This is a genomic window from Planococcus sp. PAMC 21323, from assembly GCF_000785555.1.
In the GTDB taxonomy this organism is placed as follows: Bacteria; Bacillota; Bacilli; order Bacillales_A; family Planococcaceae; genus Planococcus.
Genome location: NZ_CP009129.1, coordinates 1716216 through 1741984, shown reverse-complemented (window position 1 = coordinate 1741984; position 25769 = coordinate 1716216). Strand labels below are relative to the sequence as shown.

27 protein-coding genes and 1 pseudogene are annotated in these 25769 nt (G+C 36.6%); 22 read left to right on the top strand and 6 right to left on the bottom strand.

The window, feature by feature from the left end; translation table 11 throughout:
• Positions 1–75 precede the first annotated feature (75 nt).
• The 3 genes from PLANO_RS08830 to PLANO_RS08825 form a co-directional block, all read right to left on the bottom strand.
• Positions 76–513 carry a hypothetical protein gene (locus PLANO_RS08830; RefSeq protein ID WP_038704095.1) on the bottom strand — a complete coding sequence of 146 codons (438 nt, stop codon included), beginning with the start codon at positions 511–513 and terminating at the stop codon, positions 76–78.
• 279 nt (positions 514–792) lie between these two features.
• Positions 793–960 carry a hypothetical protein gene (locus PLANO_RS15975; protein ID WP_156108896.1) on the bottom strand — a complete coding sequence of 56 codons (168 nt, stop codon included), beginning with the start codon at positions 958–960 and terminating at the stop codon, positions 793–795.
• 300 nt (positions 961–1260) lie between these two features.
• Entirely contained in the window at positions 1261–2256 is a 996-nt protein-coding gene (locus PLANO_RS08825; protein WP_038704094.1) for a LacI family DNA-binding transcriptional regulator, read from the bottom strand.
• 374 nt (positions 2257–2630) lie between these two features.
• Between PLANO_RS08825 and PLANO_RS08820 the strand changes: the two genes are divergently transcribed.
• The 6 genes and pseudogenes from PLANO_RS08820 to PLANO_RS16185 all read left to right on the top strand — a co-directional run bounded on the left by PLANO_RS08820 (position 2631) and on the right by PLANO_RS16185 (position 8829).
• Entirely contained in the window at positions 2631–3617 is a 987-nt protein-coding gene (locus tag PLANO_RS08820) for a TRAP transporter substrate-binding protein (protein ID WP_038704093.1), read from the top strand.
• Positions 3618–3686: 69 nt separating this feature from the next.
• Positions 3687–4184, top strand: a complete 498-nt coding sequence (locus tag PLANO_RS08815; protein WP_038704092.1) for a TRAP transporter small permease — start codon at positions 3687–3689, stop codon at positions 4182–4184.
• 7 nt (positions 4185–4191) lie between these two features.
• Positions 4192–5472: a TRAP transporter large permease gene (locus PLANO_RS08810; RefSeq protein WP_038704091.1), complete on the top strand. Its 1281-nt coding sequence runs from the start codon at positions 4192–4194 to the stop codon at positions 5470–5472.
• Between the two features lie 29 nt (positions 5473–5501).
• Positions 5502–6908 (top strand): glucuronate isomerase, encoded by a 1407-nt coding sequence (uxaC, locus tag PLANO_RS08805; protein WP_038704090.1) that lies wholly within the window; start codon positions 5502–5504, stop codon positions 6906–6908.
• Positions 6909–7530: 622 nt separating this feature from the next.
• Positions 7531–7950, top strand: a pseudogene (locus PLANO_RS16190) (lamin tail domain-containing protein); the annotation flags it as partial.
• 45 nt (positions 7951–7995) lie between these two features.
• Complete coding sequence (locus tag PLANO_RS16185; RefSeq protein WP_442956650.1) at positions 7996–8829, top strand: endonuclease I family protein; 834 nt, start codon at positions 7996–7998, stop codon at positions 8827–8829.
• A gap of 805 nt (positions 8830–9634) precedes the next feature.
• Here PLANO_RS16185 and PLANO_RS08795 read toward each other — a convergent pair.
• On the bottom strand, positions 9635–10816 hold the full coding sequence (locus tag PLANO_RS08795) for an IS256 family transposase (RefSeq protein WP_038702803.1): 1182 nt from the start codon (positions 10814–10816) through the stop codon (positions 9635–9637).
• Positions 10817–11283: 467 nt separating this feature from the next.
• Here PLANO_RS08795 and PLANO_RS08790 point away from each other — a divergent pair, with 467 nt between their 5' ends.
• On the top strand, positions 11284–11517 hold the full coding sequence (locus tag PLANO_RS08790) for a hexameric tyrosine-coordinated heme protein (RefSeq protein WP_038704088.1): 234 nt from the start codon (positions 11284–11286) through the stop codon (positions 11515–11517).
• Between the two features lie 189 nt (positions 11518–11706).
• Positions 11707–12645: a magnesium transporter CorA family protein gene (locus PLANO_RS08785; RefSeq protein WP_038704087.1), complete on the top strand. Its 939-nt coding sequence runs from the start codon at positions 11707–11709 to the stop codon at positions 12643–12645.
• Positions 12646–12713: 68 nt separating this feature from the next.
• Here PLANO_RS08785 and PLANO_RS08780 read toward each other — a convergent pair whose 3' ends face one another.
• Both PLANO_RS08780 and PLANO_RS08775 read right to left on the bottom strand, forming a co-directional pair.
• Positions 12714–13265 carry a biotin transporter BioY gene (locus PLANO_RS08780; RefSeq protein ID WP_038704086.1) on the bottom strand — a complete coding sequence of 184 codons (552 nt, stop codon included), beginning with the start codon at positions 13263–13265 and terminating at the stop codon, positions 12714–12716.
• A gap of 214 nt (positions 13266–13479) precedes the next feature.
• Positions 13480–15141, bottom strand: coding sequence for a M4 family metallopeptidase (locus PLANO_RS08775; protein WP_038704085.1), 1662 nt, complete (start codon positions 15139–15141; stop codon positions 13480–13482).
• 409 nt (positions 15142–15550) lie between these two features.
• Here PLANO_RS08775 and PLANO_RS08770 point away from each other — a divergent pair, with 409 nt between their 5' ends.
• From PLANO_RS08770 to PLANO_RS08710, 14 genes are all read left to right on the top strand, one after another.
• A complete protein-coding gene (locus PLANO_RS08770; RefSeq protein WP_038704084.1) occupies positions 15551–16414 on the top strand; it encodes an aminoglycoside phosphotransferase family protein in 864 nt (287 codons plus the stop codon).
• A gap of 41 nt (positions 16415–16455) precedes the next feature.
• Entirely contained in the window at positions 16456–17175 is a 720-nt protein-coding gene (locus PLANO_RS08765; protein ID WP_038704083.1) for a nucleotidyltransferase domain-containing protein, read from the top strand.
• Positions 17176–17208: 33 nt separating this feature from the next.
• Positions 17209–17682, top strand: a complete 474-nt coding sequence (locus PLANO_RS08760) for a GNAT family N-acetyltransferase (RefSeq protein WP_038705424.1) — start codon at positions 17209–17211, stop codon at positions 17680–17682.
• 18 nt (positions 17683–17700) lie between these two features.
• Positions 17701–18771 (top strand): hypothetical protein, encoded by a 1071-nt coding sequence (locus PLANO_RS08755; RefSeq protein WP_231554715.1) that lies wholly within the window; start codon positions 17701–17703, stop codon positions 18769–18771.
• Between the two features lie 71 nt (positions 18772–18842).
• The gene (locus PLANO_RS08750; protein WP_038704082.1) at positions 18843–19307 is read left to right on the top strand and encodes a GNAT family N-acetyltransferase; all 465 of its coding nucleotides are present in this window, start codon (positions 18843–18845) and stop codon (positions 19305–19307) included.
• Positions 19308–19350: 43 nt separating this feature from the next.
• Positions 19351–19512 (top strand): hypothetical protein, encoded by a 162-nt coding sequence (locus PLANO_RS15970; protein ID WP_156108895.1) that lies wholly within the window; start codon positions 19351–19353, stop codon positions 19510–19512.
• Between the two features lie 38 nt (positions 19513–19550).
• Complete coding sequence (locus PLANO_RS15695) at positions 19551–19754, top strand: hypothetical protein (RefSeq protein WP_052124307.1); 204 nt, start codon at positions 19551–19553, stop codon at positions 19752–19754.
• A gap of 25 nt (positions 19755–19779) precedes the next feature.
• Positions 19780–20910 (top strand): DinB family protein, encoded by a 1131-nt coding sequence (locus PLANO_RS16260; protein ID WP_197053081.1) that lies wholly within the window; start codon positions 19780–19782, stop codon positions 20908–20910.
• 265 nt (positions 20911–21175) lie between these two features.
• Complete coding sequence (locus tag PLANO_RS16255; RefSeq protein WP_331429106.1) at positions 21176–21394, top strand: TIR domain-containing protein; 219 nt, start codon at positions 21176–21178, stop codon at positions 21392–21394.
• Positions 21395–21448: 54 nt separating this feature from the next.
• Positions 21449–21832: a nuclear transport factor 2 family protein gene (locus PLANO_RS08730; RefSeq protein WP_156108894.1), complete on the top strand. Its 384-nt coding sequence runs from the start codon at positions 21449–21451 to the stop codon at positions 21830–21832.
• 441 nt (positions 21833–22273) lie between these two features.
• Positions 22274–22843, top strand: a complete 570-nt coding sequence (locus PLANO_RS08725) for a GNAT family N-acetyltransferase (protein ID WP_038704081.1) — start codon at positions 22274–22276, stop codon at positions 22841–22843.
• Positions 22844–22873: 30 nt separating this feature from the next.
• A complete protein-coding gene (locus tag PLANO_RS08720; RefSeq protein WP_038704080.1) occupies positions 22874–23647 on the top strand; it encodes an SDR family NAD(P)-dependent oxidoreductase in 774 nt (257 codons plus the stop codon).
• Between the two features lie 63 nt (positions 23648–23710).
• Complete coding sequence (locus tag PLANO_RS08715; RefSeq protein WP_038704079.1) at positions 23711–24433, top strand: WbqC family protein; 723 nt, start codon at positions 23711–23713, stop codon at positions 24431–24433.
• A 59-nt stretch (positions 24434–24492) separates the two neighbouring features.
• Positions 24493–25506, top strand: coding sequence for a glycosyltransferase family 2 protein (locus tag PLANO_RS08710; protein WP_052124306.1), 1014 nt, complete (start codon positions 24493–24495; stop codon positions 25504–25506).
• Positions 25507–25769: the final 263 nt, after the last annotated feature.

Below are 25769 nucleotides of genomic sequence, written 5' to 3'. Positions count from 1 at the left end.
CTTTATCTCTTTTTTGTTATACGTAATTTACTCATTAGATAATGGATTCTTGTACTCCGTTTTGAAAAGCTATCTTCAATTTTTTATAAATTCAATTGGTCTATCTTTCTCTAATTTAAAGGCCAAATCTTGGAAATGGCTTATTTTATCAGGATCAGTGATTTGATAATCAATTTCGCTGATTAATGCATAATACTCACTAAAATCTTTGTCACTTTCTTCAATACCAATTGTTATTTCTAAAGACTCATTTTCATTTTCAAAACGAAAAGCAAGATCATCGTCAGTTAACTCATAGGTTCCTTCTCCATAGACAGTACTTGTTATTGTACTATCGTCTACAAATTCTAACTTCATAATAGAGCTATACTCATTTGGACTGTCAATATCCTCTTCAAGTACTGGCGTATAAGCAACATTGAAAGTTTGCCCAGCTAATTCATCATTGTCGTTACAAGCTGACAGTAGTAGTAATACAGACAAGAGTAATAAAAAAGAAAACCACTTATTCATTATGCGTAACCCCTTTCTTAGAGTATTTTATATTTAGTCTATACATTACTTACGTAAGAGACGTTCTAAAGTTTCGGAATATTCGGTTTAATTTTATTTTTATACTATACTCTTTTGCTAGCTTATAAAGCGTAAGCATTCAGTGCAAATTTATATTCGACAGAAAAGAGGCGTCGTTCTAGTTTTTTACCATTTTTCTTGTTCTTTACAGAATATTTTAAAAGAAGGATAGAAGCCCTAATGTGAGTCCTCCTATCCTTCTTTTTCTTCAATCGGTGATCAAGTCATAAAGTATTCTCGGTAAGTGAAGAAAGTAAAGCCTAATATAAATATAAGATATAAGATCGAGCCGATAAAAATATAGGATCTACCTGACACGTAGTGTTCTTGTTCCATTCGAATCCCCGTCCGTCCTTGAATCGACATATCCAACTGGCGACTGGTCATACCTCCCTTGGATTTGAAAAAGTAAATGAGAATTAGCGCAAATCCAGCAAATGGGATAGCAATATCTAAGAAAGCAAGTTGAAGCGCATAAGCAGCGTTTAATGGTCGTAGAACTCGGAATTCCGTATTCTCGCGCTAAATATTCATACCCCAAAGATTTTTCCACGTACTCCTTCACCAACAGCAGTTTGAAACTCTCACTATATTTCGCCATAGAAAAACACCCCAAAAGTTAGATTTGAACTCTAACTTTTGGGGTGCACCACCGTACTTGGTCACTTCCTAGCAGCTTTTTTGTTTCTATTCGTTTATTAATGGAGTTCCCGCATGGGCGCAAGAACTTCTTTCTGAAATGACCGGAGTCAGAGTTTGAACCGCCGGAACTGAATCAGGATCTTTGATATAGCGAGTCAGTGTTTCTACCATACATTTAGCGATTTCTTCAACAGGTACGCCGACACTAGTCAATGGAATTTCCGTATTTGCCATCTGTGGGATATTGTCGTAGCTGAGGACAGAAATGTCTTTAGGAATAATATAGTTTTTCTGACGTAAAGCTCTAACCAATCCAGCACTTATGTCATAACTTGCACTAATGATTGCTGTAGGATTATAGGAAGATTTTAGTAATTCAATGGTTGCCATATAACCATCGTACCAGCCGAGCCCTTTGGTATCAATTAATCCATTTTCGTGAAAAATACCGAATTTCTTCATACTTTTTTTAAATCCGATAGACTTCTCGATTTGTCTTTCATCATTAGTAGATAGATTTCCAATAAAAGCGATATTCCGATGTCCAAGCTCATAGAGGTATGTGACTGCATCGTTCATCGCGCCTTGATAATTTACATCGATCACAGGAAATGATTTGTTTTTCCCAACGCCATAAGTAACTGCAGGAAGTGTCAGCATATCTTCGACTTCATTATGACCTTCACTAAATAAGATAACACCGTCCACTTGGAAACGCTTGAACATTTCCATGGAACTTTGAACAGAATTTACGGATAAAATCATCGAATAAGAACTTTTGGTGATTTCTTCATTTATGTTGGCTACCAAACTGGTAGGTGCAAGACGCTCTAATGTGGGCCAGATTAATCCGATAACCTTGGACTCTTTTTTAACCAGCCGCTGAGCAGCATAATTCGGTTCATAGCCCATTTCTTTAGCAATTTTTAAAATTTTTTGTTTTGTGTTGGGCTTTACAAGAGGACTGTCATTTAATGCTTTGGATACCGTAGAATAGCTAACGCCAGCAACACGTGCTATATCCTTGATTGTCGTTGTCATAATAAATCCTCCGTTATTCTTTATAATTTAAATTCTATTATACATGATATCAAAACAAAACAACGTTGTTATATAAACTTGTCCAAAGATCTAAATATTCGACCGAATTATGTTAATATTCCAATAAATTAAATAAAATAATAAAAAATTCAAAAAATATGCTTGCTAAAAATAATTATTTCCATTAATATAAAAACATAATAACAACGTTGTTATTTTCGAAAATTAACTCAGTTTTTAAATTTCTTTTTTTTAGGAACAAAATGAAAGCGCTTGCTAGATTCGTGGTAGTTAGTCTATTTTGTAAGCTATTTTCGAAAAAGTGGGCACAGTAAAAATACTTTAATCTAATTAGGAGAAGGAGGAAAATGACAATGAATAAGAAATTCGGTTACATGGCAGCACCATTAATGGCTTCAGTATTACTTTTAGGGGCATGCAGCGATGAGGGTGGATCAGAAGAAACAACTACACTACGTTTAGCGGAAAACCAACCAGAAGATTATCCAACCACTGTGGGAGCAAAAGAATTTGCGCGTTTAGTTAAAGAAAAGACAGATGGTCGATATGAAATTGAAGTTTATGCAGGTGGTCAGCTGGGTGAAGAAACAGAAATTATTGAACAGATTCAACTTGGTTCTATGGACCTTACTCGGGTGAATGCAGTACCGTTAAGCGAATTTAACGATTCATTGGGTGTTTTATCCATGCCTTACCTTTTTGAAGACGATACTAAAAAGTGGGAAAAACTAAATGGTGAAGTTGGACGTGAATTGCTAGACACTTTTGAGGGATCGAACATCTATGGTTTAGCCTTCTATGATTCAGGTGAACGTAGTTTTTATAACTCAGTAAAACCGATTGAAACTCCTTCAGATATGGAAGGGCTTCAAATTCGTGTACAAAACTCGGATCTCGCAATTGATATTATTGAAGCACTAGGTGCATCAGCTACTCCGATGGAATACAGCGAAGTATACTCTGCACTTCAAACAGGTGTAATCGATGGAGCTGAAAACAACTTACCAAGTTATTTCACTTCCAATCATTATGAAATAGCGGAATACTTTACAGTTAATGGTTATCAGGGAGTTCCAGAGGTATTATTAGCTTCAGAGAAACTTTGGGGCAGCTTGAGTGATGAAGATAAAGTCGCTTTCCAAGAAGCTGCACTTGAATCAGTAGATGTTCAACGCGAAACATGGGCTGAACTGACTAATGAAGCTCGTACTACAGTTGAAGAAGCAGGAAGTCAGCTTATAGAAGTGGAAGACCTTTCTGTTTGGAGAGAGGCTGTTCAACCTGTGTACGATAAATATGGTAAAGAGTTCAGTGAATGGATCGAAAAATTATCCGAATAATTAACATCCAAATAAATATGAATGAGAAGAGTGAGGAAACTCACTTTTCTTTTTTTAGGAGGTTATATATTGAAAATTTTAAAAACGGCAAAAAAGAGTATAGACTGGCTCTTGCTTGTCTCATCGCTGACGCTGCTTACAATAATGGTCATCGCCATCATTTATCAGGTGTTTGCTCGACAGGTTCTGCATGATACACCTGCCTGGGCAACGCCATTGGCAAATCTACTATTTGTCTGGGTTAGTTTTCTGGGCATCGCTTATGGATTTAAAGAAAGACTACATATTGGTGTAGGGCTAATCGTCAATATATTTCCAGAGAAAATTCAAGATATCATCGATTATGCGACAAAAATTCTGATTATTGGATTTGGGTTGTTAATGATGTATTACGGATGGCTCTTTACTACTTTAATGGGCGGATCCGGCATATCTGGATTGGGAGTTCCATCAAGCTTTCTTTATGCAGCAGTACCAGTTTCAGGTTTCTTCGTCACTTTTTACGGAGTGGAACTATTGTTTAAAAAAGGGTTGCATCAAACTATGGACGAGGTAAGTGAGGAGTGAAAAAGTAATGGAAGTAATAATTTTAATGGGGAGCTTTTTAGTAATGCTCGTTCTAAGAGTTCCGATTGCGTTGACGCTCATTATATCGTCTTTATTAACAGGTATATATATGGAAATTGAGCAGGCTGCGATTTTACAGCGTATGGTCGGCGGGTTAAATTCCTTCTCTCTATTGGCCATCCCATTTTTCATATTAGCAGGAGAAATTATGAATGAAGGCGGGATTTCTCGTCGATTGATCAATTTGTCGAATGTTATTATTGGTCGTATTCGCGGCGGTTTAGCACTGGTCAATATTTTAGCAAGTACGTTTTTCGGTGGTATTTCAGGTTCTGCAGTAGCGGATACATCTTCTGTTGGAGCTGTAATGATACCGATGATGAAAAAACAAGGATATAAAGCTGAATATGCTACAGCAGTAACAGTTTCGAGTGCAGCTCAAGGTGTCTTAATTCCTCCGAGCCATAATATGATTATCTATTCGACGGCAGCAGGTGGTGTTTCGGTCGGTGCTCTTTTTATGGGGGGGCTTTTACCAGGACTATTATTAGGATTTTCACTTATGGTCTTCGCTTATGTAATGGCTATTAAACAAAATCATCCTAAAGGTGAGGTTGTTCAGAATAAAGACATCCCACGTATTGTATGGGAAGGGTTGTTAGGCTTGCTGACAGCTGTCATTATTATCGGCGGAATTGTAAGTGGGATTTTTACGGCAACTGAATCTGCAGCAATCGGAACGCTTTATGCATTTATCATTACTTTTTTTGTTTATCGAGATATTTCGATCATACGTATGGGCGTCATACTTCAGCGGACCTTTAAGACACTTGCGATGGTTATGTTTTTGATTGCAGCTTCGTCTTCCTTCGGTTGGCTTCTAGCGTTATTAAAAGTACCGGTGATGGTTGCTGAGGCTTTAATCAGTATTTCGCCGAATAATTTTATTACAATCTTATTTATTATGATTATTTTATTAGCACTTGGTACAGTCATGGATATGGCCCCGCTTATCTTAATCGCGACTCCAATCTTATTGCCGGTCGCAATCACAGCCGGTATGGATCCTGTGCATTTCGGTGTTTTGCTTATCTTATGTCTAGCTATCGGGCTGATTACTCCGCCAGTAGGAACCGTGCTATTTGTCGGCTCCGCCATTGGACGAATTTCTATCGAAAAAACGTCAAAAGCGTTATTGCCATTTTATGGCATTATGGTTGTTGTGCTATTGCTTGTAGCCTATATTCCAGGACTAGTCTTATTATTGCCTGATTTATTGATTGAATAAAGGAAGAGAAGAAAAATGGAGGGTTTTCAATGAAGTTCCTAACCGAAGACTTTTTACTCAATACAGAAAGTGCTAAAATTTTATATCATCAGCATGCCAAGGATATGCCATTATATGATTTTCATTGTCATTTAAGCCCTCAGCAGATTGCCGAAGATCATCGCTTTGAAAATATTACTGAAGTCTGGCTAAAAGGTGACCATTACAAATGGAGAGCCATGCGTGCATTCGGAATTGACGAGAAGTTGATTACAGGGAATGCAGGGGATAAAGAGAAGTTTCATGCCTGGATCCGAACAGTTCCCTATACAATGGGCAATCCATTATATCACTGGTCACATTTAGAACTGAAAAAGTATTTTGGTTATGATGATGCGATTAAAGAGGAAAACTGGGAAGAACTTTGGGAGAAGTTAAATCAGATTGTTCAATCAGATAATTTTTCAGCACGTAAACTTATTCAAAGCAGCAATGTGAAAGTCATCTGCACAACTGATGATCCGGCGGATAGCTTGGAATATCATATACAAATCGCCGAAGATGAAACGATTGAGACAAAAGTGTTGCCGACTTTTCGTCCGGACAAAGGACTCGGAATTTCAGCAGCCGATTTCCTAGATTATGTTCGTAAAATGGAAGTTTGTGTAGGCTTTGAAATCAAGGAGTACAAAAGTTTTCTGAAAGCACTGGAAAACAGAGTGGATTTTTTCCACAAAAACGGATGCCGAATTTCGGATCATGGCTTTGAATATTTGCCATATGCGGAAACAACGATGGAAGAAGCATCAAACATTTTTTTGAAAGCGTTGAAGGGTGAAGTAATTTCAAAGTCTGAAGAAGAAAAATACAAAACATTTACAATGCAATTTTTAGGCGAGCTTTATGCAAAGAATGATTGGGTAATGCAATTGCATGTCGGTCCGCTTCGTAATAATAATGACAGGATGTTTGAAAAAAACGGACCCGATGCCGGTTTTGACTCGATCAATGATTTTGAACTGGCTCGTCCACTTAATCAGTTTTTAAACAGCCTAGATGCAAAACAGGTCTTACCAAGAACGATTATATATCCTTTGAATCCAGTCCACTTTGAAATGGTAGCGAGCACAATTGGCAATTTTCAGTCAGGCGGAATTAAAGGAAAAGTTCAGTTTGGCTCTGGTTGGTGGTTTAACGATACAAAAGAAGGTATGATTCGGCAGATGAAAGAATTAGCAAATGCAGGACTGTTGAGTTTATTTGTTGGAATGTTAACAGATTCACGGAGCTTCTTATCATATACTCGACACGATTATTTTAGGAGAATACTTTGCCAATTAGTCGGTTCATGGATTGAAGAAGGAGAACTACCTGCAGATTATGAGTTTATTGGTCAGCTGATACAAGATATTTGTTATAACAATGCTAAAGAATACTTTGCAATTGAACTAGACTGACAGGCACATTTCTCGCCTGCCAAGTTTTTGGAAAAGAGCTGCTGAAAAGTAAATCGCTAAAGTTCATTTATCAATCGATGATTAGCGCCTGTCCACGATTTACAAAATTCCAGCATACAATGATTTATTAATGGACAAAGATGACAAAGCAACAGCGCGCACGCAAAAGATTTCAAAAACGACTCTGATGAATAAATTCGTCGACCCCCAAAACTTACTCGGCGTAGTGTTCTATATGGCTGACGAATCATACTCCTCATTTGTAGCAGGGGCAATGATAGCGGTTTATGGAAGGTTTATGGTGTTTACCGGAGTTTAAGCAGTTAAATAAATACAATAAACCGGATCTAAGAGAAGTTTTCTTAAATCCGGTTTTTATTATGTAAAAAGCTTTATATGAACTGAATACAATTTCCGCAGAATTTTTCTGTTCTAATAAGTTTATGTAATTTTCTCTAAATTGAATTGACGTTGATGAGTGTGTTCGGTAAAGTTTAACAAGAAGAGATAATTGTTAATTAAAGTAAAAATATTTTAATTGTTTACAAATGTTTTAAATTAAAGATTTGAAATCTAAAAGGAACAATAGAAATGTATACATAAAAAGGAGGATAACAAAACGATGAACAAAAAATTTTGGAACAAAACAGCAAAGGCATTATTAGCAATAGGATTGGCTGCAGGTTTATGGATGCCGAGTTCACAACTAACGGTCCAAGCAGCAACGCCAGCAAGCGACCTTTTTATTTCGGAATATGTCGAAGGCAGCAGCTTAAATAAGGCAATCGAAATTTATAACGGGACTGGCGGAGCAATCGAATTAAGCCCTTATTCAGTGGCGCTGTACACTAATGGTAGCACGTTGGCTCAGAGCGAAGTGCAGCTTTCAGGTACTGTTGCAAGCGGCGACACAGTAGTGATGTATCACAGTGGCGCAGATGTGGCGATTCAGAACAAAGGAGATCTGCAAAACAACAGTGTAGTCAACTTTAACGGCGATGATGCATTGGTGCTTGAAAAAAGTGGAGTTCCAATTGATTCGATTGGTCAAGTAGGTGCGCGTATTGAAAATATGAAAGACGTTACGTTGGTCCGGAATCCGAATGTTTATGCTGGGGATAGCGTAGTAGATGACGCCTTTAATCCATCGACTGAATGGATTGCCTATCCGGTTGATACGTTTGATTATTTAGGGAGCCACACAATGGATGGGCACGGTGAAACTCCTGTTCCTACTCCAGACACTTCCGCTTATTACGAAACAACAAATGGTTTACAGGGCGAAGCGTTAAAAGCGGAACTCCATGAAATTATCGATAATCATAATCAACTTAGTTATTCGCAAGTGTGGGATGCATTAAAAATAACAGACGAAGATCCAACTAATTCAAATAATGTTCTTTTATTGTATAGCGGAGAATCGCGTTCAAAATCGTTGAATGGCGGCAATGTGGGAGACTGGAACCGTGAGCATACATGGGCAAAATCTCACGGTAACTTTGGAACAGCGATGGGAGCGGGGACAGATATCCATCATTTACGTCCGACAGACGTGCAAGTAAATGGATTGCGCGGCAACCTAGACTTTAATTATGGTGGTTCTACTGTGAATGGTTGTGATGGGTGTTTGCGAACTTCTACGTCGTGGGAACCACCTAATGAAGTAAAAGGTGATGTTGCTCGTATGTTGTTTTATATGGCCGTTCGTTACGAATCAGGTGACGGGGTAGACTTGGAGCTGAATGACATCGTGAATAATGGTTCAACGCCTTATCACGGCAAAATTTCCGTTTTGCTGGAGTGGCATGCACAAGATCCTGTAAGCAATTGGGAACAACAGCGCAACGAGAAAATTGAAGACATTCAAGGCAACCGTAATCCGTTTGTTGACCATCCGGAATGGGCTGAGTCGATTTGGTAGGTAGACGATAAGTCTTTATTAACCAGGTCAAGTATTTCATTATCAAGAGGATTTTTTATTCATATGTTAGCTAAAAATAAAAGTTGACAAACGATCCTAAATTTTTGGGGAATCAGATTTGTAGAGTTCCGATTTAATCATAGAAAAAGAGCACTAAACAAATAAGCATACACTGAGTTTGTCGAATCGGAAGGTTAATTTGACAAAATTAAGAAAACGCCATTCTACATAGGAATGGCGTTTTCTTATTGAGTTCGTAAAAGAAATTATCCTCGACCTGCTAAAAATGTAAGAGCATCTAAATTACTGTCAATTGGAAACCAATGAATATTCCTGAACCTGCAATTATAGTTAAGCAAAGTAGCAATAGAACTCGAAAATTCAATTGACTCATTCAAAGTACCTCGATAGGATTCTAAATTTAATTTTTAAAACTTATTTTATAAACAAGTATCATTATAATATTGTTAATAACCTTTTATATGTTTATAAGAGATAATGTACCAACGAAAAGAATTAGTGAGGAGCTTAATAGCTAAAACTTCAAGCTAGATAAGGCTTATTGAGTTCAGTAAGTAACGAATTTGCAAACAAACTAGGTCAATCTGCAAACAACTGTCGTTATCGCGCAAAAAAACTAAGTAGATCTGCAAACAAACCAAGAAGTTGCGCAAACAAGTATTATTATCCCGCAAACAACTGCCTACTATTAAAGTTTCTAAGAACCTGATAAGCGAAGAGTCCTGATAGAGAGCGTCAAGAATTATGTGTAAATAAGTAAATCCTTTTCTTGTATGTATATCCATTAAGATTGCTTGAACATCTCAGCCAGCTCTGCACGGGCTTGATCGAATCCGATATGGCAACGGGTGGAGAATTTCTGGTTATAGATTTCAAATTGGGAAACCAAGAAGCGATCTAAGGAATCTTCGTTCGGAAATTGCTCCTTGCGTTTGCTGTATTTCTTTACGTTCTTGTTGAACGATTCGATCAGGTTCGTCGAATAGATGCTTCGCCAAATGGATTTTGGGAAACTGTAGAAGGTGAAAATATAGGGATTCGCTTCCAACGATTTCGTCACTTTGGGATAGGCCGTTTTCCATTTATCGACAAAGACTTTCAACGCTTTTTCACCCAGTTCCCGGTTCTCTGCCCGATAGACCGATTTGAAATCATCAAGAATTTCCTTGCGATTGGTGACGCGAACTTTGTGTCGGATACCACGCGACAGGTGGACGCAGCACGCCTGATATTGAGCATCGGGAAAGACCGAAAAGATGCGATCAGTGATGCCTTTCAAGCCGTCGGAGATAAACAAAAGCACCTCTTCGACACCGCGCTCTTTCAAGTCCAACAGGACTTCTTCCCAAACGAATGCGGATTCCGTAGGGGCCACTGTATAGGCCAACACTTCTTTTGAGCCGTCCTCTCGGATGCCAACAGTAATATAGACAGCTTCCTTCGAGACCGTGTCGCGCTTGAGAGAAATGTAAGTTGCATCGAGATAGACGCAAGCATAGCGCTGATCTAATGGACGAGATTTAAACGCTTCGACCTGTTCGCTCATCACTTTCGTCATATTAGAAATGGTTTGTGGCGTGTAATGATGACCGTACATCTTCTCGATCAAATCCGATATTTCGGACATCGTCACGCCTTTTTGGAACATATGAATAACGAAGGCTTCCAGCGTATCGTTTGAGCGCTTGTACGGAGCGACCGTCTGTTGGTTGAATTCGCCGTTCCGGTCCCGTGGCATCGAAAGCTCCAAATCCCCATACTCCGTATGGAGTGTCCGCGTGTAGACACCGTTGCGTGAGTTGCCGGAATTGAAACCGATGCGGTCGTATTTTTCGTAATCCAGGAAAGCTGTAAGTTCTGTTTGGAGGAGCGTATTGACCGCCGTCTCCAGGTGCTTACGGAAAACTTCGGAGATGTCTTCTTTTTTTACTAGAGCTTGCATAATATCTGTTGTAAACTGAGTCATAGGGAAGGCCTCTTTTCTGTGAATTGGTTGTGGTGACTTAATTCTACAAGAAAAGGTCTTCCTTTTTCTATTTATTCATTTACACAAGATATTTTACGCTCTCTCCTGATATGATTACAAATTATAAAGAGTAACTACCATAGAGAGTTATCTTGTTCGAAATAGTAGTCATATATTATGCAGTGTCTGTCATTTTGGAAGAGGAACAATCGGTATTAGAAAAGAGTGATAGAATCCTATTTGTATTTCTCTTCATCTTACTCTTGAAAGTCTTCGTTTTAATAGAAACATACGTTAAAGTAAAATAGATTTATGAAATTAAATATTGTGCAAATTGAACTTAATCTCCATAGAAGAACTAACAGGAATTGTTACTTTCTGAATAGTGTGATAAATTTAGACTACATTGTATTAGTCAGTAGATTTTAACAAATCAACTAATCGGATAAATGTGAGGAGGAATTCGAGTGAGCCAACATTCATGGTTACCAACTTTAAAAACGAACACACCTGAAGAAGGATACGAACTAGCTGTTAAACTAGCGCGAAAAGCGGTTGGAATGACGCAACCAGACGAAAATGTGCGCAAACAACTGCGTCCAGACTATGCAAATAATGCAGATAGTTTAACGTTAGCATCCCAAGTGGTTGCGATTAATTTTCAGACGGTAGCAGCTGCGAATAATTATTGGAATAACTAGAGCACTGAAAAAAAACTATGAACCGAAACCCTAGAATAGGATCCTGGGTTTCGGTTTTTTATAGTTTGTGAGATTAATCAAGCTGTTAAAAGGGTATAAATAAGTTTGTAGAAAATTTATCTGAAAGTACTTTTCGAATACTGTTGGATTTGAAAGACTTTTGATAAAGTAGGAAAAGGGGGATATAGTTTGTTCAGTATTTATAAATCGTTACCCAATGGAAACTTAGAAACGATAGAGCAATTTGACAAGAACTGTTGGGTCAATATCACGGCACCGTCACAAGAAGAGCTTGAAAAAGTATCTCAGCATTTTAATATACCTATGGACTTTTTAATAGATCCATTAGATTTGGAAGAAACAGCACGCATTGAGTTTGATGACGAAACAAATAGTACCTTACTTATAAATGATTTTCCAATTCCAGATACAACAAACGATCGCTTTCATTCGTTTATCACGATTCCAATCGGAATCATTATCGGAAGTGACTACATAGTAACCATATGTCAACAACCAAGTAGTTTTTTGACTGGGCTTATCAAAAAGAATGTAAATACATTAATGCGAAGTCGCTTTGCTTTAGAGGCTTTATTGTCTATCTCGACTTTATACTTAGCCAATTTGAAAACACTCAACAAACAGCGACTTAAAATAGAAAGCAATTTACGCGAGTCGTTTACCAACAAACAATTGTATGACTTAATGGAAATCGAGAAAAGCTTAGTTTATTTTCTCACGTCATTAAAGTCCAATGGAGACGTAATTACGAAGCTGTTTCGCGTACATTCCATCAAACTGTATGAGGAAGATCAAGATCTCCTAGAAGATGTGAAAATAGAAAACAATCAAGGAATTGAAACGACCGAATTGTATACGAGAATTTTGGATAGTATTACGAGTTCGTATTCTTCGCTCATCTCGAATGAGTTAAATAATACGATGAAGACACTCACTTTATTTACCGTATTCTTAACTCTTCCTACACTTGTATTTAGCTTTTTTGGAATGAATGTAGCTTTACCTATAACCGATGACAACCCATCTTCTTGGATGAGTACACTAGCGATTTCGTTAGTTTTTGTTGCAATGATCGGCTGGGCATTATGGAAAAGACGAATATTTTAATAGTGTATACATACAAAAACAGTCGAACCATTATGGATCGACTGTTTTTGTATGTAAATTATTTAAGTTTAAACATAAAGCAGTTTAGCTGATTCCAAACGATTCCTAACTAAAATACCAATCCAGGCAGCAAGTGCGGCTTTAATAAGTCCCACTAAAATAAATGGAAGAAATCCGCCCATAAATGCGCCGGTCCATGAAAGATTAGCGAAGATCATTAACCAAACCGTGCCAAATGTTAGTGTAATAAACATGCCAATTATGTTCGCAATCAAAGCGTTCATAAACGTATAGCTTGTTTTCTCGAGGTAATAGCCAATAATAAATGCGGCTGGAAGAAATCCGATTAAATAGCCACCAGTTGGTCCAAATAAGCTTCCAAGGCCACCTGACATTTGTGCGAAAACTGGAATACCAACTGCTCCAAGTCCTAAATAAACTAAAACAGAAAGCGTCCCATATTTAGCACCTAAAATTGTAGCAGCCAAGCCAATGGCAAGTGTTTGTCCTGTAATAGGAACAAGTGGGAGTGGGATGGTAATTTGTGCGAAAATACCGATGATAGCTGCGAATAATGATGTAACAATCATCATTCTAAGTTTTACGTTTGATGTGGTCATAAGACACCTCTTTATTTTAGTTAACCTTTTTAATATATAGGTTAACTAAAATGTTAGCACAGATAAATAACAACCGTCAATAGACTGGAAAAAAGTAATAACTACGATAAATAAAACCCCCAGTGAAATTTATTCGCTGGGGGTTTTAAGATATAGCGATGAAGAAAACTAAGCCAATTTATTGATCGCTACTGCTATATCATTTAGTCGCTAATCAATTAACTCCTACAGCTGTAAATGCAGCTTTGACACTTGCAACTTCTGCACTCGAAGCTCCATAAAGATCAGTTGCTGCTTGGATCGTCGAAACGCGGAAATGACTATAGTTTGAGTTAGGCGTTAAATATTGAGTTAATGTGCGGTAATAAATAGCGCCCGCTTTATTATTGCCAATCGCGTTTACACTAACACCATAATGCGTACCGCCGTTAGCTAATAAATATGCCGCTTTATTACTAATTCCAGAATTAATGTGAACGCCGCCGTTATCGCCTGTTCCAGTATAACGTTTCGAATAATGATCAGGATCACCACTTAAAGTTGGATCTTGCATTGAGCGAAGTGCATCACCTGCAATATTCGGCGTATAAATATCTTCTCCAACTTGCCAATCCGGATTGTTATTGAAATGGTACTCAACTAAAGTTCCAAAAATATCAGACATTGACTCGTTAATTGCGCCTGATTCGTTTTGATAAATTAAGTCCGCCGTAGTATCTGTTACAGCGTGTGTCAGTTCATGAGCGATTACATCAAGTGCACCGGATAACGGGACAAATGTATTGCCGTCACCATCACCGTACACCATTTGAGATCCACTCCAGAAAGCATTGTTGTAGTTCCGGCCATAATGGACTGTAGATACTAAATCGGCTCCGTTGCCATCGTAACTATTGCGGTTGTGGACATTTTTGAAGTAGTCATATGTTTGACCTGCATAAGCATGTGCATCTACAGCAGCACCATCATATGCAGCGTTATAAACATTATCGCTATCAAGCCATAAAGTACCTGGTGTCCGTGTACGATTTTTAGCATCGTATGTGAAAATCCCATTTCCACGAGTTCGATCCACCAAATAAGAACCGCTGCTGTTAGTCAAGGTATTAAAGGTTTTGGTGTCTCCTAAAACTCCTTTACCTGTACCAGTTGTGTCGCTACCAGTTAAGCTAGGACCGCCAGACGAGGGCTTTGCTTCATGGATTTGATTGTACGAATCTAAAATTTCTCCTGTTTTAGCATCAATAATATACTGATAGTTGCCGGGTTCCGGATACAGGAATTCAAATTCTGCACTGTATGCATAATTTGCATTACCATCTTTGTAGTAAACAACTAATTCAGGTGTCACTTCAGATTCAAGCTCTGGAGAACTGCCAATTTTTTTAGTTAAGGCAGCTTTTGCTTTTTCAAGTGCTGCATCTGCTTTTAAAGTCGCACCTTTTTTCAATGATTGCTTATCATATAATTCCGGGGTTAAATTCCCTGAAACAGAAGTTAACACACCATCTTGGTCTACATGCGCATTAATCACCGATCCAAATACAGGAACGCCTTTAAACACTTGTTGCATTTTCAGTTTTGTAAAGCCAAGCTCATCTTTATCTTGGCTGACAACTTTAAAATTAGAAAGTTCCTTTTTGCCGAATTTATAGAGATCTTCTTTTTGTTCCAAATATGTAAACACAATTTCCTTGGCAGATTTATTGGATGGAGTCGTAAGTTTTCCATAAATCATATCAGGCGATTGTGTTTCTTTATTGACATGAACCTTTTCTGTTGTTTCTTGTGTAGGGACGGTATTTGCGGAAACCGCAGTTGCTGATAACGCTAGTGATGCTGCCAAACTTAAAGTCAGTAATTTTTTCTTGTTCATCAAATTCACTCCTTCTCGTTTTACCGGCATCGAAGCTCGGTGTAATCAGCATAACTTTTTAAGTATTCTGAATACATAGGGTGGATTATGTGTTTTTATAGTGCAGAAAAAGTGAATATTTAACCGTTGTAAATTAATGGTGAAAAATAAATGTATGTTTTATAGGTAGATGTAATTTGGATAATTCGAGCTCCGTTATATAGTTACAAAAATCAAATAAAAAAACATGATTAAAGTGAATAATTAGATAAGTTACATTTGTTTAACATGACTTTCATTTCACTAGGTTGAACTAAACCTTGGAATCTACAAAGGTAGGTTTAATCAAGTGGAAATTAATGTTAATATTAATTGGTAGAATATTTGCTGTTTAAGCTAACGACACTTTGAGATATAAGGAGAGTATGGAGTGATAAAACAAATTCTAGATAAGTTTGAATTACAACCAGTCGAACTAAAAGAAGTAGAAGATTCTTTTAGTTCGACCGTGTATAAATGCACGCTAGACACAGGTAAATCTGTGTATGTGAAAATACCTTATACAAAATTGAAGTATCAACGAGAATTAGATGCTTATCATTTTTTAACAGGCAAGGTATCCATCCCTGTGATGCTAGATAGCTGGTCGGGTAATAGTAAATGTCCAGGTGCTTTTTTACTTTCTGAATTAAAAGGAAAACCTTTGACTATAGATGTTTCTTCAGAAGTGGCGTTTCAAGTGGGTGTTTTACACGCCCAAATGCATGCAATCCATCCACCGGTAGATCAGGAGACATCCAGAATTGAAAACGAATTTGCTAATTGGTTTAGTTTTATCGAATCAAAATTTCTTGATTTTGCTGAAGATGTTAAAGAAATTATTGAGGACGATTTATATGCGAAAAGTATGAAGAAATTTGTTGAACTAAAACAGCAACTTCCTGCTCCTGAAGGTCCGAGTTTTATCCATATGGATTTTCGTCCTGCGAATATTATTGTCGATGGGGATAAGGTTTCGGGAATGATTGACTTTGAGAGCGTACGATTTGGTTCAACAGATATCGATTTCACAAAATTATATCGAGATTTTTTGGGTTTTGATGACGCTTTGTACCAAGCTTACAAACAAGGTTATCAGAGCATTCGGCTAATGTCGGATTTAGAAAAGGTCTTGCCGTTTTATCAATTTTTAGATGCTTTTAATAGCATTGGTTGGTGTAGACGTAGAGGTATTGAAAAGAACGGTGCGTTTTTAAAAGACAATCTAGCTATTTTAAACAGAATAGTTAATTGAGTACTTAATCTGGATAAAAAAACAGGGAAGGGGTCTTCATAGTGACGGATGTTCAAAGGTTAGATCCAATTGAGGCGACCAGGCTATTTATAAAAGAAAATTTTCCGCGTTGCCAAGCGGCGCTATTAGCTGGGAGTGTGGTTCGTGGCGAAAGTACAGAAACATCGGATTTAGATATTGTCGTATTTGACGAAAAATTTTCCTCTTCTTACCGGGAGTCTTTTTTTAAATACGGTTGGCGTATTGAAGTATTTGTTCATAACTTAACGTCGTATAAGTCCTATTTTTTGAGTGATATTAAAAGAGCTAGACCATCGTTGCCACAAATGGTAGTTGAAGGCGTGATTATAAAAGATGAGGGCCTTGTAACAAAGTTAAAAGAAGAAGCAAATATTCTTCTAAATAAAGGGCCCGAAGAATGGTCAGCTCGAACGATAGTCGAAAAACGTTATTTTTTAACAGATTCTCTAGACGACTTTACTGGTTGCAATGACCGAGCTGAAGAAATTTTTATCGTAGCTACATTGGCTGAGCTAGTTAGTGAGTTTGTTTTAAGAACCAATAACTGTTGGATCGGTAACTCTAAATGGATGGTTCGTTCTTTAAAAATGTATGATATCAAATTTACCGATGACTTCGTAACCGCTTTTGATGAGTATTATCGAACAGGTGATAAACTTACAGTTATTCAACTTGTAGATGCGGTATTAGAGCCACACGGTGGACGCTTGTTCGAAGGGTTTTCGAGTGGAAAAGTCTAGTCTATTAACAAAAGTGGAATTGAGGTGTTACTCATGAGGTTAAACCATATACAAATGAGCAGAAAGATAGCGGTTGAAATACTAAGGTGGCAGTATTATTCCCCTTACGACTTTTACAACAATGAGTTAACAGAAGAAGCAGTGGCAGAAATGATGGATGGATCACATTATGCTATTTATAATCGCACAAAAGAACTTATCGGTTTTTTCTGCATCGGAGAAAGCGCTCAAGTACCGGTTGGTCGTCGATACGGAATATACGAAAGGGGTAATATCGATTTCGGAATAGGGATGAACCCGCAATTGGTCGGACAAGGTCATGGGTATGGATTTTGTACATACATTCTTGAGTGGATAAAGCAATGTTCACCAAACAAACCAATTCGATTAACAGTAGCTAGGTTTAACGAAAGAGCAGTTGCCTTATATGAAAAATTGGGATTTCAAGCTAAAAATACATTTAGCTCAGATTTAGCAGATTTTATAACGATGGTAAAGCAAAACTAAGTGGGCAGGAGGAAGGTGATGGAGAAAATGAGATTAGAAGCAGCACTTGAACATTCAGAGGTCGAGTTAGTGAGTTTTCTTGGTGAAGGCGCATGGCATCATGCGTGGCAAGTACAAAAAGGCAAAGAGAAATTAGTTTTGCGAATTCCGAAAACGATAGCTTACGGGAAGAACATTCTATTTGATAAAGCGGCGTTAATAGCAGAATATGCTGCAACTAACCTTTACTATCAGGCTGTAAATAAAGTCGAAGAAGGATCGGCGCCGAAATATTTTGATTATCATGTCTCACCCGACATGACATATACAATCGAATCTTATGGTGGAAGTCAAATTGATTTGCATACAATGTCGCTTGAAAGGGCCTATCATCTAGGGATAGAAATAGGGAGTATTCATAAAAAAACAGAAGAAATTCCTCACAACTTAGATGGGTTTGGTTACTTAAAGTGGTCGGAAGAAAAAGGATTGCATGGTGCATTAGCGGGTGACATTAGCAACTTTATATCTGAAGAAAGCGAAGAACATTTAGCAGATTATCGAGCTCTTTACACTGCGATTCCCGAATATGAAGACGAACAAGTAAAGAAGGCGCTTCAAAGGGCTGTAATCATGAGAAAAAAAGCATTCAAGAAACCACTTTTAGGCAATCAAGATGCATCACCAGAAAATATTTTATGGCGCGATGGAAAGGTATGTTTGATTGATCCTTATCCAAGCATCTATTATGCCAGAGGAATGGCTGGGAATTTTATGAACTTATATGAAACGTATTTTGTCGCTTTAGCTTATACAGATCGCTATAAAAAACATCGCTTTCAAGAGTGCAAAGACGTTTTGAAAATGATAGCTAATGGATTTATCAAAGGATACAGCGCGGGAAACCGACAAATAATTAGTGAAGTAAGAGGAGAACAGTTGCTTCAATTGCTAGAAACGGCACATAGCCACTTTTGTTTGCTTTCAGAAGATATGGAGAAAGAAATCGAAATTCGCTATGGCAATAAGATAGAAATCGAAAAAAGACTTGCAAGGCTATGTAATGAGTTAAAAGAGTTTGCAGCTACTCAGATTGAGGTGCTCACGTAATATCAAGTGCTCGATAGTTACGAGTCATTTGTAAATCAAAGACTGCTCGAAAATTTAAAGTAGGTGAAGAAGTGACAGAGAATCCATTAGAAGCAATACACATACAACAAATTACGCAGATGTACGAAGCAGAGGCTAGGAAACTAATACTAAAAGGGTTAGAAGAGCGTTTTGGGTTTATAGATGCTACTTGCAATCCGGACTTAGAAAGTATCTTACATAGCTATAGCCAGGAGAAAACTATTTTTCTAATAGGAGTTTATAGAGGAGAAGTAAATTGTACAGGCGCGATTACATATGAAACAGCGGAAGTTGGTAGAGTTGAGCGTGTATCAGTTGTTCGAAAATATCGCAGAACTGGGTTAGCGAAAAAAATGATGGATTCACTAGAGACATGGGCTAAAAGACAAGATTATCGTCAATTGGTTTTAGAGACAAATAATGACTGGTATAGCGCAATCAAATTTTATGAAAATAGACACTATAACCTCTATTTAAATGATGGATCGTGTAGTCACTTTGAGAAAATTTTGTAGTAAGACATTCAAACTAAAAGAAAAATCGGAACGGAGTTATATCATGAGTAGATTTGTTGTCATGACAAGCGGTGAAACACATATGTTGACTACACAGTTAACCAAACCACCTGCCACATTATTTTATGTAACGCTAATCGCAATCTCGAAGAACGATCAAAGCTACTTAGCTATTTTAAAGAAAATAATTTCATCTGTATTCTAATCCATTTTGAAATTCCTGACCAAATTCTAGAGGCAAGAGTGAAAGACAGTAAAGAGGATAAAAATATACTTAGAACAGCCTCATCTTTCGAAGAAGTGCTGATCCAGCAAAATAGAGAAACATCCTTAGAGAAAAAGAATACCCCTACAGAAAAAGAGGTAGATCATTTGTTTCATGTAAAGAATCCAGCTGATTACGATTTAGTAGGATCAAAAATTGTCGAATTACTGATTGAGAGTTGATAATAAGGCTCTAGGAGGAAGTTTAATGGGATCTAGAATCATGCATTTAATCATTGCAGATCGACTTTCAACAGAATTACCTATTAAAAACAAGGCTTTATTTCTTTTAGGCGGAATTGCGCCAGATGCAACTTATTCGAGAGATATGAAAACAGCGTCGCATTTTTTAGAAGGGAGTTTAGAGAACGGAACTAGATTTGTAAGTTACCAAAGCTTTGTTCAGAAATACGCTGCTCTTACTAATAATGATTATATGCTTGGGTATTTAACACATCTAATAGCTGACGACGTCTGGCTAAAGCAAATTTATTTTAAATATAATTTCAAAAATCGCGTGGACGCAGATCCGAGCTTGTTGGAAAGATGGCATAACGATTTCAGAATTTTAAACGGAAAGTTAATCGAATGGTTTAAATGCACAGGTTTAAAAAATGAGTTAGAAGCAATACATCTTGCTGTACCGAATATAGAAGAAATTGAGCCTGAAAATCTTCAGGATTTTAAAGAAGAGACTTTAGTGGATTTTAATTATACTGCTGCAGATTTGGAGAGAGAATTAGAAGTTTATACGTTCGAACAAATTCTAGATTATATTAATGTATCAGTTAATGAAGTACTAAATAACGAAGACGTGGTTAATTTGTTCGAAAGGAGAAATGATATGAGCGGAAAAGAAATACTTTCTAAATTCAAGAATGATCTAAATAAGTATTCTCCAGAGCAGCTAAGACATATTCAAGAGCCAGGCGTTTGGTCTATCGGACAGATGTATGACCATATTATTTTAGTAGCACATGAGTATCTCGATCATGCTGATGAATGTACTAGATTAACCGAGGAACAGGTTTTAGGGAAAACACAAATGGGTGAGCAATTGATAAAAGACGGAGGATTTCCTCCTGTCAAAATAAAACTTCCAGACAATATGAATGCCCCGCCAAATAATACAGCAAGTAAAGAAATGCTTGCAAACAGAATTGACAAAGTTATCGAAAGGCTAGAAGTTTGGGATGCAAAAGTAGATTCAGTAAATCCAACTTACAAAATTGAACACGGTGGATTTGGTTGGTTAAATGCGAAAGAATGGGTGGAACTTGTTGAAATGCATTCGCGGCATCACCTGCGCCAACAAATAGAACTAGAACGTTTTATATAGTTGTGAGAATAAAACTAAAAAACACGAATTTCTTTATTTTTTTAACTGCCAAATTCAAAAGTAGCGACTTCAAGAACTAGAGGACCAGGGGGGAGAATTTAAAATTTTATATCGCATCAAGTTTGAAAAATAAAAAACAAGTTCAATACGTTAGTAAGCAATTAACTATAAAAGGGTTTTCACATGCATTCGACTGGACAAAACATGAACGTGCTTCGACCATAAAAGAGTTACAAAAAATTGGTGTTCAAGAAAAGATGCTGTTATGAAATCAGATGTTGTAATTATTTTGTTACCCGGAGGAAAAGGAACCCATGTTGAATTAGGAATTGCTATAGCTTTAGGAAAGAACATTTTTCTTTATTCTCCGAACGATGAAATTGATGACTTGGCATTAACAAGCACTTTTTATCAGTTACCGGAATTACAGAAAGTAATCGGAACATTAGACGAACTAATCATAAGGATTTGTTTAAAATCGTGAAGTAGATACAATAATGGAATGATAATAAGTAGAAACTAATGAGGAGGAATAATTGTGAATATAAATATCGAAGCGAATAAAAAAAGTGCTAGAGATTTTTACGAAATGGCTTATTTGGGAGATCCGGCTGAAGCTGTTAAAAGATATGTAGGAGTGGAATATATTCAACACAATCCGGATGTTGAAAATGGAAAAGAAGGATTTATCGCGTACTTTGAGAAAATGCATAAAGAGTATCCTGATAAAAGTATTGATTTTGTTAGGATGATTGCAGAAGATGATTTGGTGTCTCTTCATACACATCAAAATTGGCCGGATGAGGAAGAATATATCACAATGGACTTTTTCAGATTTAATGAGAATGGAAAAATTGTTGAGCATTGGGATGCCATTCAAAAAATCCCGCATACATCAAAGTCGGGAAATCCAATGTACTAATTTATTTAAGCTGAATGGTAATAGGCATGGATTTATAATAACTGGTATTTACAAATGTTCTTACAAATAAAATTAAAAATTGTTTTAATGTATAAGCGATCTGGAGAAAGTGTTTTCTTCTGATCGTTCTTTATATATATATGCTTAGAAATATCTGAAATTCCAGAATTAAATTACTTCCAGTAAAAGGAATTCAAGATGTTAAATAGAAAATAAATATATTATTATATCTTAATTTTCAGATAATATGGTATTATATAATTGAAAGAAGAAAAAAACAGGTTTATAGTTGTGGTTCTATTAAACCAGTCTTCTTAATGAGTCTAAAGACTTTGGTGCGGCAATAATAGTATCAGTTTAGTTTAAGACTATTCAATATTTTTAGTGTTAGACAAATTACTAAAATAAAGAAATTAACAGGATAAGAAGGGCGATGAGAATATGAACGTTAAAGGAAAAAAAGTAATGCTTCGAGCATTAGAAAGAACAGACATGGAAGAATTGAGAAGTTATTATAATGACCCAGATATTGCACACCTACTTGGAGGATGGACAATTCCGATATCTTCTGAGCAACAAAATCGTTGGTTTGATCGACTAGAATTCGATAACCGAAATTTACGTTTAGCAATTGAAACAGAAGAAGACGGTTTTATTGGCATCTCAAATATCTTGAATATTGATTATCGAAATCGATCTGCACATCACGGAATTATTATTGGTAAAAAGAATATGCGTGGACATGGTTACGGCCGCGACACAGTCATGACCACAATGAAATACGCATTTGAGGAACTTCAACTACATCGATTAGAAGGAGATATTCTTGAGCATAATATTCCTTCATATAATTTATTTTTAAAAAAATGTGGTTGGGTTGAAGAAGGAAGAAAACGAGATTATGCGTACCGCAACAATCGTTATTATGACCAAGTCATCGTCAGTATTTTAAAAGCTGAGTACGATCAATTATGTCATGAACATGGGTATTGGAATGTGACAGATAAATAAGATTAAACGTTTTTGTTTGGGGGGAGAGAAATGTCAGAGAAGTTACTAGGCAAAGTTGCGGTAATTACTGGGGCTGCAGGAGATCTAGGAAAGGCTGTAGCAGAAGCTTTTTTAAGAGAAGGAGCAAAAGTCGCTTTAGTAGATCGAGATCAGCGTGCTTTATTAAAGTGTGAAGAAGCACTTGCTCATATAGGAGAAGTATTCGGAGTAGTTGCAGACGTTACTTCTGAATTAGAAGTAAGCTCTTATGTAGATCAAGTGGTAAAAAAATGGGGCAAAATTGATGTTTTTGTCAATAATGCTGGTATTTTAGGGAAAGTTGCTCCTTTGGTCGAACAAACAGTAGAAGATTTTGATGCGATTTTAAATGTTAATGTCAAAGGAGTTTTTCTTGGCCTCAAAAAAGTGATGCCGGTGATGATTCAACAAAAATCTGGCAGCATCATTAATACTTCATCTGTTTCAGGATTAATGGGGAGTAGCGGGAATTCACTTTATGCTGCTACTAAACATGCAGTTGTAGGTTTGACAAAGACGGCAGCTTTAGAAGCGGGGTATCACTCCGTTAGAGTGAATTCTATTCATCCCGCACCGCTAGATTCGACAATGATGAGAAAAAATGAAGAAAGTATAAACAGTGATAATCCTTCAGAAGTTCGAAAAGTGATATCCTCTCGTATTCCATTAGGGAGGTACGGCGCAATGTCTGAAGTAGCGAAACTCATTTTATTTTTAGCAAGCGATGATTCACTGTTTATAACAGGTAGCCAATACCGAATTGACGGTGGCATGGGTGCACGGTGAGATAGTCTAGCTACAAGATTAGCAGCGGCTTTTCTAAGCGTTAAAATAAAAGGGGATGAGGTTATGAAAGTAGGAATCATGCAGCCATATTTCTTTCCTTATATCGGTTACTGGCAATTGATAAAAGCAGTTGATAAATATGTGATTTACGATGATGTGAATTATAAAAAACGAGGCTGGATCAATAAAAATAATATTTTAGTAAATGGAGAAGCGAAACCAATTTCCTTAAGAACATTGAAAGTTAGTCAGAATAAGCGCATAAACGAAATTGAAATTGATCATGATATGATTTACAAAAAAAAGTTGTTAAAAACAATTAAAGAAGCATATAGCAAAGCACCTTATTTTGAGGATGTTTTTAAATTTGTTGAAAAAATTATAAATCAAACTGAATCAAATTTAGCTATGTACCTAACTAATTCAATTAAAGAAATCTGTGCATATTTAGATATTCATACAGAAATTATCCGTTCGTCTGAATTAGTGAAAAATGAGCACCATCGTGGTCAGGAAAAAATATTGGAAATTTGTGATCTTTTATCAGCAGATGAGTACTTAAATGCTGCTGGCGGAATTTTGTTATACTCAGCTCAAGATTTTCAAGCAAGGGGTATTGAGTTGGAAATAATTAATACCAATCATATAAGTTATCAACAACGAGATGCAAAAGAGTTTGTTCCTAATTTATCAATTATCGATGTCATGATGTTTAATAGCCCTGAAGAAATTAATGCCATGCTGTCTGATTTCAGTGTCCTAAATAACTTTTCTGATGTTCTGTAAGCTAGAACAAATTGTAATGTAGATGTTTATTAAACGACGACAATAAAGGGTGAAAGATAATGGAAAAAGCTGTTTTGGTAAGTGTGGATTGTTTAGCATACAATCATGAAAACTTTATAGCCGAAGCAATCGAAAGTTTTTTAATGCAAAGAACATCCTTCAATTTTGAAATCTTAATACATGATGATGCCTCTACGGATAAAACTGCCTCCATCATAAAAAAATATGAAGAAAAATACCCAGATTTGATAAGACCTCTCTATCAAAAACAAAACCTATTTTCTCAAGGCGCTACGATGCTACAAATTAATCAGCGCAGAGCAAAAGGAAAATATATTGCTATATGTGAAGGAGATGACTTCTGGACTGATGCATACAAATTGCAAAAGCAAGTGGATTATTTAGAAGCGAATCCAGAATGCGATCTATGTGTTCATGCTGCTTATCAATATTCAGAAGCCTTAAACAAAGTCGTAGGAAAAGTACGACCAAGTCATAAAAGCCGAATGTTTACAACTGAAGAAGCTATTTTAGGTGGGGGGGAGCTATTTCCTACCAATTCAATGATGTATCGTCGAGAAAAAGCTGATGATGTACCACTCTTTTATTTTGATGCAGGGTACGGAGACTATCCTTTAGCGATCCATCTAGCGAATAATGGACAAGTTTATTACATGGATGAGGAAATGTCTATGTATCGGATCGATGTAAAAGGAGCGTGGTCTGAAAAAACCTTGACTAACTCTAGTAATGCTATAAAACAAAATGAGGCAACTGCCGACTTGTTGGACAAGATTAATCGTCATACAAACTTCCAATACAATCAAACAATTGAAACAACTAAAAAGAAAAATAATTTTTACTTATTTATAAGACAACAAAAATACAAAGATACGTTTACTAAAGAATATGCAAAATTTTATCTAGAAGCTGAGTTCGTAAAACGCATTTTGAAAAAAATAATGAAAACTCAACATTACCTAAAAGAAAAGGCAGATTCATTATGGGTGAAACCGCGAAAAAAGTTGACTAATGTAAATCTAAAAGGAAACGATAAATATAAGATTAAATGACGCACCTCCAATATATTCGATTGTCATGAGTACTTCATGAAATTGAATACTATTGTAGGTGCTTTATTTTGAAATAATCAAACTTCAGTTTTTTAGATTAGTTGACGAGTTGCTATGTAAAAAATTACAAAAAACTTTTTTGAAAAGTAATTATTTGAAATGTTAATAACGTATACTATAAAGATAGAAAAATATTTTGCTATACGTAAAGTAATCATGATTTTTCTAAAAAGTATTAAAATAGAAATGGCTAGACATCAAGG

What these genes read in the sequence shown, in the direction of transcription:
- PLANO_RS16260 (WP_197053081.1), top strand. Translation starts at nt 19,780, where the DNA reads ATGGGATCTAGAATCATGCATTTAATCATTGCAGATCGACTTTCAACA.
- PLANO_RS08755 (WP_231554715.1), top strand. Translation starts at nt 17,701, where the DNA reads ATGGAGAAAATGAGATTAGAAGCAGCACTTGAACATTCAGAGGTCGAG.
- PLANO_RS08760 (WP_038705424.1), top strand. Translation starts at nt 17,209, where the DNA reads ATGAGGTTAAACCATATACAAATGAGCAGAAAGATAGCGGTTGAAATA.
- PLANO_RS08795 (WP_038702803.1), bottom strand. Translation starts at nt 10,816, where the DNA reads ATGACTCAGTTTACAACAGATATTATGCAAGCTCTAGTAAAAAAAGAA.
- PLANO_RS08715 (WP_038704079.1), top strand. Translation starts at nt 23,711, where the DNA reads ATGAAAGTAGGAATCATGCAGCCATATTTCTTTCCTTATATCGGTTAC.
- PLANO_RS08830 (WP_038704095.1), bottom strand. Translation starts at nt 513, where the DNA reads ATGAATAAGTGGTTTTCTTTTTTATTACTCTTGTCTGTATTACTACTA.
- PLANO_RS08710 (WP_052124306.1), top strand. Translation starts at nt 24,493, where the DNA reads ATGGAAAAAGCTGTTTTGGTAAGTGTGGATTGTTTAGCATACAATCAT.
- PLANO_RS08810 (WP_038704091.1), top strand. Translation starts at nt 4,192, where the DNA reads ATGGAAGTAATAATTTTAATGGGGAGCTTTTTAGTAATGCTCGTTCTA.
- PLANO_RS15970 (WP_156108895.1), top strand. Translation starts at nt 19,351, where the DNA reads ATGAGTAGATTTGTTGTCATGACAAGCGGTGAAACACATATGTTGACT.
- PLANO_RS08825 (WP_038704094.1), bottom strand. Translation starts at nt 2,256, where the DNA reads ATGACAACGACAATCAAGGATATAGCACGTGTTGCTGGCGTTAGCTAT.
- uxaC (WP_038704090.1), top strand. Translation starts at nt 5,502, where the DNA reads ATGAAGTTCCTAACCGAAGACTTTTTACTCAATACAGAAAGTGCTAAA.
- PLANO_RS08820 (WP_038704093.1), top strand. Translation starts at nt 2,631, where the DNA reads ATGAATAAGAAATTCGGTTACATGGCAGCACCATTAATGGCTTCAGTA.
- PLANO_RS15975 (WP_156108896.1), bottom strand. Translation starts at nt 960, where the DNA reads ATGACCAGTCGCCAGTTGGATATGTCGATTCAAGGACGGACGGGGATT.
- PLANO_RS08725 (WP_038704081.1), top strand. Translation starts at nt 22,274, where the DNA reads ATGAACGTTAAAGGAAAAAAAGTAATGCTTCGAGCATTAGAAAGAACA.
- PLANO_RS08780 (WP_038704086.1), bottom strand. Translation starts at nt 13,265, where the DNA reads ATGACCACATCAAACGTAAAACTTAGAATGATGATTGTTACATCATTA.
- PLANO_RS16255 (WP_331429106.1), top strand. Translation starts at nt 21,176, where the DNA reads ATGAAATCAGATGTTGTAATTATTTTGTTACCCGGAGGAAAAGGAACC.
- PLANO_RS08775 (WP_038704085.1), bottom strand. Translation starts at nt 15,141, where the DNA reads ATGAACAAGAAAAAATTACTGACTTTAAGTTTGGCAGCATCACTAGCG.
- PLANO_RS08720 (WP_038704080.1), top strand. Translation starts at nt 22,874, where the DNA reads ATGTCAGAGAAGTTACTAGGCAAAGTTGCGGTAATTACTGGGGCTGCA.